The sequence below is a fragment of the Paenibacillus sp. J22P90 genome (assembly GCF_059692195.1).
The window spans coordinates 717,200-731,922 of the sequence record NZ_JCAUAY010000002.1 but is presented as its reverse complement, the minus strand read 5'-3'; the positions used below and the strand labels follow the sequence as shown (position 1 = coordinate 731,922).

The following is a 14,723-nucleotide window of genomic DNA, read 5'->3' as shown; positions in this document are numbered from 1 at the left end:
AACATAAAATCAATGAAGAAAGTCAATGTTAACTTGCGTCGCAAATATATGTGGGCTTATCTGTTTATTTTGCCGCAATTGCTTTACTTTTTAGTGGCATCCTTGTATCCGATCATCATGAGCTATGTATATTCGTTCTTTGAATGGGACGGACTTGGTCCACTTACCAAGTTTGTCGGCTTTGCCAATTATATTGAACTGCTCTCTGATGAGAAGTTTTGGAACAGCTTTGTGAAAGCGATCCAATATGCATTCGGCACCACCGTTCTTACGGTCGTTTTCTCATTAATGCTAGCGCTGGTTCTGAATGATTCGGCAATGAAGGGAAAATCTTTTTTTCGGGCGCTTTATTTCCTGCCGGTCGTAACGACCTCTGCGATTATCGGGATCATTATGAATAATATTTTCGGCGTCCAGGGCTTCGCGAATCAATTTCTGCAAAGTGTTGGCATTATCGACGAACCCATTCGTTTCTGGCTGGATCCTGTGCTTGCCATGCTCATGTTGATTATCATTGGATCATGGAAGCATGTCGGTGTGGTCATGGTCTATTGGTTGGCAGGGCTGCAGATGATTTCGAATGACTTATACGAGGCTGCGCGAATAGATGGAGCCAACTATTGGAGGGCGTTGTGGCACATTACGTTACCACTGCTCAAGCCTGTAGCCGCAACGATTCTACTGCTCACTGTTGGAAGCAGCTTGCATGTGTTTGACCTCGTAAAAACCTTGACCAATGGTGGACCTTTCCACAAAACGGAAACGATTGAATTGTTTATTTATCAATATGCCTTCGCATCAGATCTTGGCGGCGCGCGTGTCGGCTATGCATCAGCTGCAGGTGTATTTCTAGGCGTGTTCGTATTATTCCTCAGCTTGATATTCGGTTGGTTGGTCGTAAAGGCAAATGGCAACAGTAAAAGCAAATCTGCACTTAAGGGGGAAGAAGCATGACGACATCCAAGTTTTCTCGAACGGTTATTACGATCGTCTTGAGTCTAATCGGCATAGTCTGGATGTACCCATTCGTCTGGATGGTATCCTCCTCACTTAAGGACAATCATTCCTTTTATGCCTCAGGAGCCAATCCAATTCCGGCGCATTTCAACTGGGAGAATTATAGTCGTGCGTGGGAAGTGGCAAAAATTTCGCAGTATTTTGGAAATTCAGTGATTATTACAGTTTCTACAGTTATTATCGTTGTTGTACTAAGCTGCATGACAGGGTATGCCCTTGGAACAGTAGCGTTTCCAGGACGTAAGGTTATGATAGCGGGAATTGTAGCGCTACAGTTCATTCCTAAGGGGTATACGATTATTCCCTTGTATCAACTCATCGACTTTTTGGGATTAAAGAACTCGTACGTGGGAGTCATCTTTGCTGAATCCTCAGGTGCTCATGTATTGTTCATTCTTCTATTCGCGGCATTTTTCTCGAAGGTTCCCAAAGAAATTGAGGAGTCAGCGGAAATGGACGGCTGTGGATTTGTGGGCACATTTGCCAAAGTCATCTTACCTACATCAAAGCCTGTTATCGCAACGGCTTGTATTATGCAATTCATATGGACATGGAGCTCATTCCTCATCCCTCTTGTGTTGACCATTAATAAACCTGCACTAAAAACCTTATCTGTTGGTATGCTTTCTTTTACCGAATTATACAGAACAGATTGGACAGGGATGGCCGCAGGAGCAACGATTTCTCTGATTCCTGTTATGGTTATTTTTATTGTGATGCAGCGTTACTTTTACGAGGGAATATCAGGGGCGGTCAAATCATAATGAAGGGAAAGATGGCTATGTCAAAAGACAGACCTTTGGTTATCGCTCATCGTGGAGCCTCCGGAGAAGCACCGGAGAATACGATGGCGGCCTTCAGCTTAGCTCTTGAGCAGGGATGCGATGCTGTTGAATTGGATATTCACTTATCTGCTAATGGAGACCTTGTCGTTTGCCATGATGATACACTTCAGAGGACAACCGACCGAAGCGGTGTGATCCATGAATTGACAACTGACGAAATTAAACGAGCAGATGCCGGCAAGAAGTTCCATAAGAAGTACGAGGGGGAGCGAGTTCCCTTGCTGGATGAGGTTTTTGATCTAATGCCGCCTGAAATTATGATTAATGTGGAAATTAAAGGCTCTTATGGGCGTCAGACGGAAGCTAAGCTGGTCGAATTCTTAAGGAGAAGAGAGCGATTAGACAATGTGATTGTTTCATCTTTTGATCATAAAGGCTTGGTTGTATTAAAGCAGTTGGAACCGTCCATTCGCATTGGACTGTTGTATACCGGAAACTTCTTGTCCCATGCAAAGCTTGCGAATATTACCGATGTCCCTGTCTATTCGTTGCATCCATACTACAGACATATGGATGCGGCTGACGTTCGGGAGGCGAGACGGAGCGGGCTTCAAGTGTATCCGTACACAATTAATAAGGAAAAGGAAATGAAAAAGGCGATTGACCTTGGCGTATCTGGTATCATTACTGATTTTCCGGCTCGATTAAGGAGTCTGCTCGAAAGCGATACGAGTTCCATCATTGAACAATAGGGGGAAAAGGCCTTGGACATTTCCACATCGCTTAACGTGTTTGAAGTTGGGTACCCCATCGAACGGGCTATACAGAGATGTAAAGATGCCGGCTTTCATTCATTAGACTTCAATTATTGGGACTATCAGGAACATGTACTACAAATGACGTGGGAAGAGGAGCAAGCCTGGGCGTGGAAAATCAGGGCATCTGCAGAAGCGATTGGCGTTCACTTTACTCAGATGCATGGTCCCGTTCATGGAAGATCATTTGATGATATGGTGATGGGCTTGAATGTGGAATCCTTCCTTATACTTGCTGAAAAAGCATTGCATACGGCAGCTATTCTGGGGGTTCCTTGGGTCGTCTTTCATCCTAGTCTTCTCTCACAAGGTGGAGAAGAGCCCTATAAGGAAGTTGTAGACTTTAATTGCAAATTCTTCTCTAGGTTAATTCCAGTCATGGAATCGACCGGAGTGGGAATTGCATTGGAGAATTTATGTGATCGCACAAGCGCGGGGTTGGACCATTCTCGTCGTAATTACTGCTCATTGCCTGAAGAACTGATCGAGCTCGTAGAGAGGTTGAATCACCCCTTAGTTGGTACCTGTTGGGATACAGGACACGGACATAGGCAAGGTATCCGTCAAGTGACCGCGATCCGTACGTTAGGAAAGTCATTGAAAACCTTACATATTCAGGACAATGACGGCGTGCTTGATCAACATCTTTTACCCTATCAAGGAACAGTTGATTGGAAGGAAGTTGTTGAAACACTGAACGAAATCAGTTACCAAGGCGATTTCACTTATGAAGCTCATCGTTCCATTCGACATTTACCTGATGAACTGCGCGATGCGGCACTTGTATATGCGGCTAAGTTAGGTCGTTTTATTATTCAGAATCAAAATTAATTGTATAAAATTAAAAGCTACGGAGCTAGGAGTGCTAAAAATGCGTTTATACATCATTCGTCATGCAGAACCGGATTATGTCAATCACACGATCACCCAGCCTGGACATCTGGAAGCGAAGGCATTGGCTCATCGGTTATCCAAGGAAGGGATAGACCGAATATATTGTTCACCGCTGGAGCGGGCACTCCACACCATGCAGTATACGGCGGAACTGACTGGAATTGAACCTGTTGTGGAGCCTTGGTTAACGGAGTGGACAAAATGGAAAGTGACGAAATCTTCCGGTGGCAAGACAGAGGCTTGGAATGTAGATGGCGAATCAGTTCGTGGAACAGTACCACTCCCAACGAATGAGGGATGGTATCAACAGCAGTCTTCTGAAGGCTGCGATTTCATCTCCGAATTCGATGCAGTCAAGAAGCATTCAGATGACTTATTCAAAAGACATGGATACAGGCGAGAAGACGGCAGATACGAAATCATTCGTAGTAATACGGAGAGAATCGCTGTGTTCTGTCATATGGGGTTCGGACTTGCTTGGATTGCGCATCTATTAGAGCTGCCATTACCATTGGTTTGGAGCGGATATTGGCTGGCGCCAAGTTCGGTTACAACGATTTTATGGGACGAAAGATCTGCCCAATGGGCGGTTCCCCGCTGTATTGGTCTAGGGGATACTTCTCATCTTTATGAGGCAGGACTTCCAGTAAGTAGCATGGGCATTCAAGCAAATTTCGACTAATTATTGTTCAGAGAGTACTAGTTCGAATTGCAGAGGGAGATCATTGATGAGCACTGTCTGGTATATCAGTGAGTTGGATCTAACCATTCGAATGATTGCTGCAACTGCCATGGGAGGACTCATTGGTTTTGAGAGAGAGTGGAACAACCATGCAGCAGGCCTTCGTACGCATATGCTTGTTTGTACGGGATCAGCTGCGATTATGCTTCTTTCCATTTATGGCTTCAGTGAATTTGCAGATGAGTTCAATGTGAGGATGGATCCAGCACGTTTGGCTGCCCAGGTAATTACGGGCATTGGATTCTTAGGCGCAGGAGCAATTATGCGCAATGGCTCGACTGTCTCGGGGTTAACGACAGCTGCCTCCATTTGGGTTGTAGCAGCAATTGGTCTTTGTATAGGAGCAGGTTCTTTCTACTTAGCGGGTTTGTCAACGTTCATTGTATTGGTTAGTCTGTTTCTGTTGAATAAGCTGGAGAAACGCATGATGCGGAACCGAAGAACACAGGTAGTGACAATTCAAATTTATGAAAGAGCAGGTATATTAAGCAAAATTGCTAATCTCTTTGCAGAGCAAGAAGTTCAAATAAAAAACTTGAAATATAAACATATAAATACGCAGCATGAAAGTGATGGCGGGGTATCGGCTCTGGAATTAAAATACGATGTAATCATGAGTAATACAGAAAAGCTGAATCGAGCTATTGATAATATTTCAAAAACAAGCGATGTCATTTCGCTAGAATCACGCCATTATAATTTACATATAAAGATGGATAACAGACTCAAATCACACACGATGTAAGTCTATCAACTTAGTAATTTGCTAAAAGGTTTTACAAGGGGGAATTAGCATAAAGAACTATGCGGGTTATATATTTGATTTGGATGGAACGATTTACCTCGGGGACAAATTAATAGATGGCGCTGCAGAGGTCATTGCCTTACTGCAAGAAAGGGCCAAGAAAGTGTTATTCGTAACGAATAAAACAATTGAGTCGAGAGTTAAGTATGTAACAAAATTAAATAATCTCGGAATCCGAATAGGCATTGAACACATATTAAGTCCAGCACTAGTTACCATACGGGTTTTACAAGAGAAATTCGGTAATTGTTGCCTATATGTGATTGGCGAGAATGTGATTAAAGAGGAATTAAGGCAGGCTGGATTTACATTTGCCGAGTCACCAGAAGAAACGGATGTCGTTGTCACCTCATGGGATCGAGACTTCCACTATTCTCATCTTAATTTCGCCTATCAAGCCATTAAAAAGGGCGCCAACGTAATTGCCACGAACCCAGATCGAACTTGTCCGATTGAAGGGGGAGACGTGCCAGATAATGGGGGAATGATTGGAGCCATTGAAGGAGCTACAGGTAGGAAGATCGAATTTATTACAGGTAAACCCTCCATTTATATGGCAACAACTGCTTTAGACATTTTACAGTTATCGACGGACCAAGTCTTGATGGTTGGTGACCGTATCGAAACCGATGTATCCATGGGGAAATTGGTTGGCATGGATACGGCATTGGTATTATCTGGAATTACAAAAAGAAAGGATTTGGAGGGTTCAATTGATCCACCTACTTATATAGTGAATTCTGTTTGTGATCTTATCTAATCCTTTTTTGGAGGCGCATTGTGACCACTAGACCTAATATTTTGCTTATTTCTGTCGACCAGATGCGGGGGGATTGTCTACATTACCTTGGCCATCCAGTTATACAGACGCCAAATTTAGATGAATTGGCACGCACAGGTGTAACGTTTACCAATGCGTATACAGCAACGCCGTCCTGCGTACCTGCTAGAGCTTCAATCATAACAGGTATGGAGCCTAAACATCATGGCCGAGTAGGCTATTCGGACAAAGTTCCATGGAATTATAAACATACATTGCCAGGCGAGCTTGCCAAAGCGGGCTACCACACGCAGTGTGTTGGTAAAATGCATGTCTATCCAACACGCAATTTATGCGGTTTTCATAACATTGTACTGCATGATGGGTACATGCATTATAACCGAGACCGCTCACAAGCGACTGCCTTACAGTGGTGGGATCAAACGGATGATTACTTGCCTTGGTTGAAAGAGCGAGCAGGCTATGGGCAGGATATTATGGATCATGGTTTAGATTGCAACTCATCGACGGTGGCTAGACCTTGGCATCTGGATGAGTCACTTCATCCTACGAATTGGGCAGTTACGCAATCCATTGATTTCTTACGAAGACGAGATCCAAGTAAACCATTCTTTCTATGGACTTCTTTTGTACGTCCGCATTCACCTCTGGATCCTCCGCAGGCATTTCTCGATATCTATGACGGCCTTGAACTTCCAGAGCCGCCTATCGGTGATTGGGCGATGCAGGAAGATCCAGATAAAGAAGGAATGAACCCTACGACCAAACGGGGGATTGTCCAAGAACGAATGCGGCAAAAGTCTCTTGCAGCGTACTATGCTCTGATCACACATATTGACAATCAGATTGGAAGGCTGCGTAATGCTCTGTTCGAGTTTGGTGTCAGTCAGAATACGATGATTCTCTTTGTTTCGGATCATGGCGATTTAATGGGCGATCACAGGCTGTATCAGAAGCGGCTTGCCTACGAAGGCAGTGCCAAGATTCCCTTTATTTTAAACGACCCTACTGGCATGCTGCAGGTCAACAAAGGGAAGTTGGTAGAGAGTGTGGTTGAACTTCGCGATATCATGCCAACCTTATTAGATGCAGCAAATGTGGCCATTCCTACTTCTGTCGATGGCTCCAGTGTTCTTCCTTTAGGAAGGAAAGGTGACCAGGTAAGTTGGAGATCTTACATTCACGGTGAACATGAATATGGCAATTTATCCTATCATTTTGTCACGGATGGGAAGCGGAAATATATTTGGTACTCTCAAACGGGTGAGGAACAATATTTCGATCTTGAGCGTGACCCGAATGAAATAATTAATTTAATGAAGATGGAAGACTATGCGGTCGAGATCAAGCAATGGAGAAATAGGCTAATCAAAGAACTATCTGGAAGAGAAGAAGGCTATACAGATGGGAATCAGCTGCTGGTGGGAAGAACGCCAAAAACCAGTTTAAATCATATTATAACAAGTACTTATTGATGTGCGAACCAAAAAGACTCTACGCGAACCCCGCGCTAGTGTCTTTTTTTGTGATATGGCCATTAACTAGGACGTATAGGACAATCACTTTCCATATAAGATGTACAATGACCGATTGGAAAAGGGGGGAGCGAAGCTTGACCGTCATTGGCAAAGCCATTCCACGAGTTGAATCGAAGGATAAAGTGACAGGAGTTGCTCGATATACGAATGATACCCAGTCACCTGGTCACTTGCATGGCTGGTTGGTGACAAGTCCCCATGCCCATGCCCGGATTCAATATATTGATTGCTCTGCAGCACGCCAAGTAACCGGTGTTCACGCAGTTGTTACCGGTGCAGATAACGAGGTGCTTGTCGGCAGTGTGCTCGCCGATCGGCCACCGCTAGCAAGAGATAAGGTACGATACTATGGCGAGCCCTATGCAGTCGTTGTGGCGGATAACGAGCACATTGCGAAGGAGGCAGCAAGGCTAATTCGAGCTGGCTTCGAGCCGCTCCCTGTCGTGAATTCGCCAAGCAGCGCGCTACAAACCGGAGCGCCATTAATTCATGAGAACTTGGCGAGCTACCAAAAGAATACAGGGGTTTATCCTGTACCGGGGACCAATATCGGAAATCACGTGAAAATTCGAAAAGGTGACATGCAAGCAGGTTGGGCGGCAAGTGAAGTGACGGTTGAAGGCAGTTACGCTTTCAATACGTCGGACCATTGCGCGATGGAACCGCGCTGCGCCATTGTAGAAGTGAAACCAGACGGTACGGTAGAAATTGAGACGTCGACGCAGGACCCTTTCACGATGAAACGATTTTTTCAGCGCTTTTTCGGGATTGACCAATCGAAAGTCATTGTTCGCGTACCGCTGGTCGGGGGTGCATTTGGGGGGAAAGGATCCGTACAACTCGAATACATCGGTTATCTGGCATCGCTCGCCTGCGGCGGCCGTCCGGTCAAGGTGAACAATACCCGCGAGACCGATATGATCGGTTCGCCAAGCCACATCGGATTGGAGGCGCGAGTGAAGCTTGGCGCCACACGAGACGGGCTGCTAACTGCGGCCGAGATCACACTTTTGTTTGACAATGGCGGATATACCGATGAAGGAGCGATCGTGACGGAATCTGCGGCTGTGGATTGTACAGGGCCTTACCGAATCGAGCATGTCCATTGTGACGCACTCAGCGTGTATACGAACCATCCTTATGCAACCGCATTTCGAGGGTTCGGCCACACCGAAGTGCTCTATTGTACAGAGCGAGCGATGGATATGCTGGCGAAGAAGCTGAAGATGGATCCCTTAGAACTAAGGGACCTCAATGCCATTGGGCCGGGGGACACCACACCGACGCAAACGCTAATGGACCGCAGCAGCGTTGGCGATCTAAGGCAATGCATTCGCAAGTTGAGAGAACTGATGCAGTGGGATGCAGGGCAGCAAGTGCAGCGAGGGCAGCAAGATCTCTTCAAGCTCAGAGCCATCGGGTTCTCGTGCATTTGGAAAGTATCCGGTACCATGATCGATACCGGATCAGGCGCTACCATTACGTTCAATCACGACGGATCGCTGAACCTGAGCGTTGGCTCGATCGAGATCGGTCAAGGGAACCGAACTGCCATGGCACAGCTCGCAGCGGAGAGAATGAATATGCCCATTGACCAGGTTCATATCAAAATTGATGTTGATACCCAAATCACGCCTGAGCATTGGAAGACGGTTGCAAGCAGCAGCACGATGATGGTCGGCCGGGCCGTGCTCGATGCAGCGGATGATGCGATCGCACAATTGAAGCATAACGCTTCCGTCGTGCTGAAGATGCCCCCGGAGGAGCTTGCAGTTGGCGGCGGAAACGTCTATGTAAAAAATCAGCCGGGGATGTATCTAGAGATACGAACTCTCGTCAGCGGATATATGTACCCGGATGGCAGCGCTTCTGGCAATCTGGTAATCGGTCGCGGAAGATACCGCGTGCATCATCAGAAGGCGCTGGATCCGGAGACGGGCAAGGGAATTCCCGGCCAACAGTGGACGGTAAGCGCACAAGCGGTTGTCGTCGAATTTGATACGCGGGAGTGCACGTACCGGATCTTGAAGGCAGCTTCTGTCATCGATGCCGGCAAAGTGATCAACGCTGGGACGGCACATGGGCAAGTCGTTGGCGGGATGAATATGGGGCTGAGCTTCGCGACCCGTGAAGCGTTTCTGTTCAGCCAAGCAGGCGTCGTATTGAATCCCCAGCTACGCACTTATAAAATAAACCGGTTCGGCGACCAGCCCGAATACTTGGTTGATTTTGTTGAGACGCCGTTTGTCGATGGCCCTTATGGTGCTCGAGGCGTAGCGGAGAATGGAACGATCGGCATGCCTGGCGCTCTGGCGAATGCACTCTCTATCGCTGCTGGAGTAGAGCTGAACCAGCTGCCGCTTACCCCCGAGTTGATATGGCGAGCAAGGAGGTCTGCACATGATCTCATTTGATTTCGAATATGAGTTGCCAGCTACGGTGGAAGAAGCGACTCAAGCTTTTCAGCGCGCCGATTCACTGGGACTGGAGCCGATTTATTATTCCGGAGGCACGGAGATTATTACATTGGCGAGACTATATCAGCTTCGAACCGGGGCAATGATTGATGTAAAAGCTATCCCAGAATCCAATGTGCTGCTGCATAAAGATGGACAGTGGATCGTCGGGGGAGCACGAACGCTTTCGGAGCTGACCGAGGACAATTCTTTCCCGCTGCTCACAGAGACGGCTCTGCATTTAGCCGATCAGACGAACCGCAATAAAATAACGATTGGAGGCCATCTGTGCGGGAAGCTGTTTTATCGGGAGGCGCTGCTGCCTTTCTTGCTCACGGACAGTCAAGTTGTTCTCGCGAGTCCCAAAAGTGTGCGGCAAGTATCGATTCATACCATCTTCAACGGGGGACTGCGTCTGGAGAGAGGGGAACTGCTGCTCCAGATCATCACCGACTCAAGGTATCTAGATCAGCCGACGTTCACAATAAAGCGAACTAAGATAGCGTATATTGATTACCCGATCGTTCGCATTTGTGCGATGAAAACAGCTGGTTGGATGCGGTTTGCCTTCAGTGGTATAAGCGCGGTGCCGTTTCGCTCGCAGCAGATTGAAGAGCTTTTGAATAATCCGGCTCTACCTCCTGAAGTGCGGATCGATCAGGTCATTCGAAATTGGCCGCTGCCGGTGCTTAACGACATTCTCGCTTCCGCGGACTATCGCAGATTCGTACTTCGCAATGCCTTATCGGATACATTAGCCGCACTGGAACGGAGGGGAGGTTGACGATGCAAGGACGTGGTAGCGGAAAAAGAGAAGTCGAGCTCATGGTCAATGGGAAAAGGCACCAAGTGACCATTCGATCAGCGGATACGCTATTGCGCGTGCTGCGGGAGAATCTTGGGCTTACCGGCGCTAAGGCCGGATGCGAGAATGGGGATTGCGGCGCATGCACCGTGCTGGTGGATGGCGTGCCGATCAAGTCCTGCTTCATGCTTGCCGTTGAAGCTCCGGGATGCAAGGTGACAACGATTGAAGGCTTGGGAGGAGACACGGCTGTGCAGCAAGCGTTTATTGAGACGTTTGCTTTTCAATGCGGCTTTTGTACACCGGGGTTTATTATGGTTTGCCATGGCCTTCTGCAATCGAAGCCTGATGCCGATGACGATGAGATCCGTGGATGGCTGCAGTCGAATATTTGCCGCTGCACCAGCTACGAAGAGATTCGGGAAGCTGTTCAAGTTGCGAAGGTGAGAAGCAGCATGAAGGGTGACAGCTGAAACTACTTTATTTAGAAAGCGCCTGAGAACTAGGCGTTTATTTTTTTATGTGTAAAGTAATATAATTAATGAGCAAGAAAGCTATGCACTTCGGTATTCAGGTAAAATTATGAATCCTTTTACTGAAAAATAAAGGAGGCTGTATCGATGAGTGTTAGTTTAAACTGGATTTCTGCAGGTGAATTGGAAGCGCTTAAACAAGTGGGCAAAAAGGTGATACGAGGAGGTATCGCTGTTTTTTATCATGAAGACCAAATATACGCGGTGGACAACCGCTGCCCGCATTTAGGCTTTCCACTCCAAATGGGGAGCTTGTGCGACGGAATTTTAACGTGCCATTGGCATCATGCTCGGTTTGATGTCTGCAGCGGTGGTACGCTTGATCCGTGGGCGGATGATGTTCCCTCATATGAAGTACGAATCGATGATGGCGAAGTATGGGTAAATCCAGTTTCCAGAAGAGTAGAAGGCGAGGACAAATATAAACATAGATTGAAAGAAGGGCTCGAGCAAAATATCGGCATTGTCATTGCGAAAGCGGTTGTCGGACTGATCGAAGCGGGAGTATCGGAGCAGGACATCGCCCGAGTTGGCATCGAATTTGGTACCACCTATGGAACGGGCTGGAATGCTGGACTTACAATTCTTACAGCGATGGCGCAAAGCGTCGACAAGCTAGACAAGAACGGCAAGATACTCGCTTTGTACCAAGGCCTTGTCCATGTCGCTCGTGGGAGTTCGGGCAGAGGAACCCGCCACTTGCTATCAGCACTGCCGTCTACGGACGTGCCGTCTGAGCGGTTGACCGAGTGGTATCGCAATTGTATAGAGGTTAGGGATACTCAGGGAGCTGAGAAAGTGCTGATCACTGCTATTTTGAAGGGCATTGACACGAAGCGTTTGTCGGAAATGATGCTTATCGCCGCAACAGATCACTTTTACTTGGACGGCGGTCATGTGTTCGATTTCCACAGCAAAGCTTTTGAAGCGTTGGAATGGGCAGATGTGTCACAAAAGGAGCGGATCTTAACTTCGCTTGTACCGATGATGGCGCGTCCGACAAGGAGCGAGGAGCTGCACCACTGGCAAGCGCCTCTAAATCTTGTAGAACCAATCAAGCAAGCGGTCAACGAGATTGAACGGCATGCAGCGAAGGCTAAAAACGCTGATGATTCAACGGATTCACGGCAAAAGTTAGCTCTGCCTTCAGAGACGGAAGAGCAATTGCTGCAGTTGCTGCTTAGCGATTCGCCGGAGCAGACGATTGCTAAGCTACGCGACCTGCTCATCTCGGGAACGGCTCCGGCACAATTGGCGCAGATCGTTGCACTGGCCGCCGCGGAACGAATCGTTCGTTTCCATACGCAGAACGATTTTGGCGATTGGATTGCAGTACTCCATACGTTCACTTATGCGCACGCCGTACATGAAAGGCTTCTGCAATCGGATGAGCCGCTGCTGCAGCGGGCGATTTTTCACGGAGCCGTCAGCGTCTATCTGGACCGTTTTTTAAATGTGCCGACAGCCTCGCGGCCGAAGTCATCGGTCTCTTCGGCGCCAGCCGATCTTCAAGAGCTGCTAGATTTACTCGATCTACGCCAACAAGTCGGACCAGCCGCGCAATGGGTTGTGAACTATATATATGGCGGTGGCGAGCCAGGAGCTCTGCTTAACACACTTGGCCATGCGCTGCTGCGAGAGGATGCAGAATTCCATTCTTTCCAAATGTATGAGGCTGCAGTGGCCGAATACGACCGCTGGCAAGCGGTGACAGGATCTTTCGCGGAGAGAGCTAAAGAAACGATGCTGCTCGCCTGCACCCGTTATTTAGCTGCACACGCGCCAACCGCGCGGGAGCTCCCGCATACAGCTAAAATTGCTTGGAGATTGCATAAGGGTGAACGGTTGTTTGAAGAGGAATGACAGGTTGGCACACCTCCATTAGAAAAGAGGCTTACAATGAAAACCTTGCGAGACCGTTGGTTTCAAATATTAACAGGCGGACAACTGGATTTGCCCAATGGTCCGTATGTCACCAGCCGCGTCAAGGCTATAACGGCTGAAACGGAGAAATGGTGGGGGACGATGAATCCTTCCAGTCATCGAGCCTACTTGTGGGAAGATGCTGCTACACAGGATGATTCAGCGGATTTGACGACCATGTATACGCGTTTGGGCCAAATGGCGCTGGTACTTGTTCGCCAGATATCCTGGAGCGAGATTACTTGACAATAACCAAGTCGCATGGCGTTGCCCCTCAAAGCGAGACCTATAGTTATATGGTGCTGCCTGGGAAAAACGCGGAGGAGACCCGACAATTTGCAGAGAACAATCCGATCCAAATTGTAGAGTTATCCGCTGCCGTCCACGCAGTTCAGCATAGAGAAGCTGGGTGGATGGGCGTGCACTTCTGGGAAAAGGGGATACACACCGTCGGTTCTGTCAGATGTACGGGGCAAGCTAGTGTCCAACTTCTTGTACAACCCGATAGCTCATGGTTGGCAGTTTGCGATCCAATACAGGAGCAGGAGGAAGTTGTCATCGAGCTTCTGGGGACAGTTGCGTCGAATGTTCGATTCAATGAATTTGTTCAGGTTACCCAATATCCGGATCGCGTGCAATTTGCAGTTAACGTTCGTGCTGCGACAGGGACCACAAGGGTCGTGCAGTGGAATCATGGCTAAGAATGTCATTCTCTAGCCTGCTGCAGGGCATGCCTATATTCGCGTGGGGACATTTCCATGTTTTTTCTAAATAAATTAGAAAAGTAAGGTAAAGTAAAGCCGCCAATAGTAGCAGCAATCGATTGAATGGGCATGTCAGTTGAACTTAGCAGCAAGCATGCTTCTCTTAGTCTGCGAGCCGTTAAGTAGTCCATGATGGTCGAACCGGTGTGGTCTTTAAATAAATGCGAGACATGATAGGACGTCAAATGAAGGTCCTCCGCCAGTGCTTCTAAACGAAAAGGTTTATGATAATGCTTTTCGATCCATGCCATTATGGCTTCAACATGTGTTAGCTTTCGGGCGGCAGAGGGGCTGGCGTTTGCTACATTCCCTTCCGTAAAGCAAGAATTAAAAAGAGGGAGGAAAGCAAGCAGAAATAACATTAATATTTCTTGTTTATGCAGTGCTGGACGCTGTGCCAAGCTAGCTTGCGTCCGTAGGAACAATTGCTCAAATTCTGCTGCGTGTTCACCTAGTTGAATGACTTGGGCAGAAAGCTTCTCTTTCCATAAACGATGAAATGAAGACAGCAGCTGAGGAAACGGTTGCAGATAGCGCTCTACAATATGGGGATCCACAACGACCATACTGCGTTCGTAAGCTACGGAAGAGGAATGCATATGTACACGATGCATCTGATAAGGCTGAAAAACGGCTATCATGCCTGCCCGAAGTGGAATGACTTGTTGTTCGATAATGAGGTATCCTTCACCTTCATGAACAAGTAGAAATTCCAAGCCTTGATGCGCGTGGAAATAATCGGAGTCTACGGACTCCGTCCGGGTATGGGCATTAAATAAAATGGCTCCTTGTCCGAGCTGCAATGTTTCAATTCGTTTCATTTTCTCACCTTCAGATACCGCAATATAGAGCAAGTTTATCACAA

The 14,723-nt window shown here is 47.4% G+C and carries 15 protein-coding genes; 14 read left to right on the top strand and 1 reads right to left on the bottom strand.

The window, feature by feature from the left end; genetic code table 11:
- Positions 1-12 precede the first annotated feature (12 nt).
- The 14 genes from AC58UX_RS08055 to AC58UX_RS07990 all read left to right on the top strand — a co-directional run bounded on the left by AC58UX_RS08055 (position 13) and on the right by AC58UX_RS07990 (position 13,795).
- The gene (locus AC58UX_RS08055; protein ID WP_497251239.1) at positions 13-954 is read left to right on the top strand and encodes a carbohydrate ABC transporter permease; all 942 of its coding nucleotides are present in this window, start codon (positions 13-15) and stop codon (positions 952-954) included.
- Positions 951-1,781, top strand: coding sequence for a carbohydrate ABC transporter permease (locus AC58UX_RS08050; RefSeq protein ID WP_497251237.1), 831 nt, complete (start codon positions 951-953; stop codon positions 1,779-1,781). Before AC58UX_RS08055 ends, AC58UX_RS08050 begins: the two co-directional genes overlap by 4 nt.
- Positions 1,782-1,798: 17 nt before the next feature.
- Positions 1,799-2,554, top strand: coding sequence for a glycerophosphodiester phosphodiesterase (locus AC58UX_RS08045; RefSeq protein ID WP_497251235.1), 756 nt, complete (start codon positions 1,799-1,801; stop codon positions 2,552-2,554).
- Between the two features lie 12 nt (positions 2,555-2,566).
- Positions 2,567-3,448 carry a sugar phosphate isomerase/epimerase family protein gene (locus AC58UX_RS08040; RefSeq protein ID WP_497251233.1) on the top strand — a complete coding sequence of 294 codons (882 nt, stop codon included), beginning with the start codon at positions 2,567-2,569 and terminating at the stop codon, positions 3,446-3,448.
- Positions 3,449-3,488: 40 nt separating this feature from the next.
- Entirely contained in the window at positions 3,489-4,193 is a 705-nt protein-coding gene (locus tag AC58UX_RS08035; RefSeq protein ID WP_497251231.1) for a histidine phosphatase family protein, read from the top strand.
- 46 nt (positions 4,194-4,239) lie between these two features.
- Positions 4,240-4,998, top strand: a complete 759-nt coding sequence (locus tag AC58UX_RS08030) for an MgtC/SapB family protein (protein ID WP_497251229.1) — start codon at positions 4,240-4,242, stop codon at positions 4,996-4,998.
- Positions 4,999-5,041: 43 nt separating this feature from the next.
- Entirely contained in the window at positions 5,042-5,818 is a 777-nt protein-coding gene (locus tag AC58UX_RS08025; protein ID WP_497252117.1) for an HAD-IIA family hydrolase, read from the top strand.
- Between the two features lie 20 nt (positions 5,819-5,838).
- Positions 5,839-7,314, top strand: coding sequence for an arylsulfatase (locus AC58UX_RS08020; RefSeq protein WP_497251227.1), 1,476 nt, complete (start codon positions 5,839-5,841; stop codon positions 7,312-7,314).
- Positions 7,315-7,421: 107 nt separating this feature from the next.
- Positions 7,422-9,791, top strand: coding sequence for a xanthine dehydrogenase family protein molybdopterin-binding subunit (locus AC58UX_RS08015; RefSeq protein WP_497251225.1), 2,370 nt, complete (start codon positions 7,422-7,424; stop codon positions 9,789-9,791).
- Positions 9,778-10,617: an FAD binding domain-containing protein gene (locus AC58UX_RS08010; protein WP_497251223.1), complete on the top strand. Its 840-nt coding sequence runs from the start codon at positions 9,778-9,780 to the stop codon at positions 10,615-10,617. Before AC58UX_RS08015 ends, AC58UX_RS08010 begins: the two co-directional genes overlap by 14 nt.
- Positions 10,618-10,619: 2 nt before the next feature.
- On the top strand, positions 10,620-11,111 hold the full coding sequence (locus AC58UX_RS08005) for a (2Fe-2S)-binding protein (RefSeq protein ID WP_497251221.1): 492 nt from the start codon (positions 10,620-10,622) through the stop codon (positions 11,109-11,111).
- Positions 11,112-11,258: 147 nt separating this feature from the next.
- Positions 11,259-13,034 (top strand): Rieske (2Fe-2S) protein, encoded by a 1,776-nt coding sequence (locus AC58UX_RS08000; protein WP_497251219.1) that lies wholly within the window; start codon positions 11,259-11,261, stop codon positions 13,032-13,034.
- Between the two features lie 36 nt (positions 13,035-13,070).
- A complete protein-coding gene (locus AC58UX_RS07995) occupies positions 13,071-13,340 on the top strand; it encodes a hypothetical protein (protein ID WP_497251217.1) in 270 nt (89 codons plus the stop codon).
- Positions 13,337-13,795 carry a polysaccharide lyase beta-sandwich domain-containing protein gene (locus AC58UX_RS07990; protein WP_497251215.1) on the top strand — a complete coding sequence of 153 codons (459 nt, stop codon included), beginning with the start codon at positions 13,337-13,339 and terminating at the stop codon, positions 13,793-13,795. Before AC58UX_RS07995 ends, AC58UX_RS07990 begins: the two co-directional genes overlap by 4 nt.
- Positions 13,796-13,800: 5 nt before the next feature.
- Here the strand turns inward: AC58UX_RS07990 and AC58UX_RS07985 are convergent, their stop codons facing one another.
- Positions 13,801-14,679: a helix-turn-helix transcriptional regulator gene (locus AC58UX_RS07985; protein ID WP_497251213.1), complete on the bottom strand. Its 879-nt coding sequence runs from the start codon at positions 14,677-14,679 to the stop codon at positions 13,801-13,803.
- Positions 14,680-14,723 lie beyond the last annotated feature (44 nt).

What these genes read in the sequence shown, in the direction of transcription:
- AC58UX_RS07995 (WP_497251217.1), top strand. Translation starts at nt 13,071, where the DNA reads ATGAAAACCTTGCGAGACCGTTGGTTTCAAATATTAACAGGCGGACAA.
- AC58UX_RS08015 (WP_497251225.1), top strand. Translation starts at nt 7,422, where the DNA reads ATGACCGATTGGAAAAGGGGGGAGCGAAGCTTGACCGTCATTGGCAAA.
- AC58UX_RS08000 (WP_497251219.1), top strand. Translation starts at nt 11,259, where the DNA reads ATGAGTGTTAGTTTAAACTGGATTTCTGCAGGTGAATTGGAAGCGCTT.
- AC58UX_RS08045 (WP_497251235.1), top strand. Translation starts at nt 1,799, where the DNA reads ATGTCAAAAGACAGACCTTTGGTTATCGCTCATCGTGGAGCCTCCGGA.
- AC58UX_RS08005 (WP_497251221.1), top strand. Translation starts at nt 10,620, where the DNA reads ATGCAAGGACGTGGTAGCGGAAAAAGAGAAGTCGAGCTCATGGTCAAT.
- AC58UX_RS08055 (WP_497251239.1), top strand. Translation starts at nt 13, where the DNA reads ATGAAGAAAGTCAATGTTAACTTGCGTCGCAAATATATGTGGGCTTAT.
- AC58UX_RS08050 (WP_497251237.1), top strand. Translation starts at nt 951, where the DNA reads ATGACGACATCCAAGTTTTCTCGAACGGTTATTACGATCGTCTTGAGT.
- AC58UX_RS08035 (WP_497251231.1), top strand. Translation starts at nt 3,489, where the DNA reads ATGCGTTTATACATCATTCGTCATGCAGAACCGGATTATGTCAATCAC.
- AC58UX_RS07985 (WP_497251213.1), bottom strand. Translation starts at nt 14,679, where the DNA reads ATGAAACGAATTGAAACATTGCAGCTCGGACAAGGAGCCATTTTATTT.
- AC58UX_RS08010 (WP_497251223.1), top strand. Translation starts at nt 9,778, where the DNA reads ATGATCTCATTTGATTTCGAATATGAGTTGCCAGCTACGGTGGAAGAA.
- AC58UX_RS08030 (WP_497251229.1), top strand. Translation starts at nt 4,240, where the DNA reads ATGAGCACTGTCTGGTATATCAGTGAGTTGGATCTAACCATTCGAATG.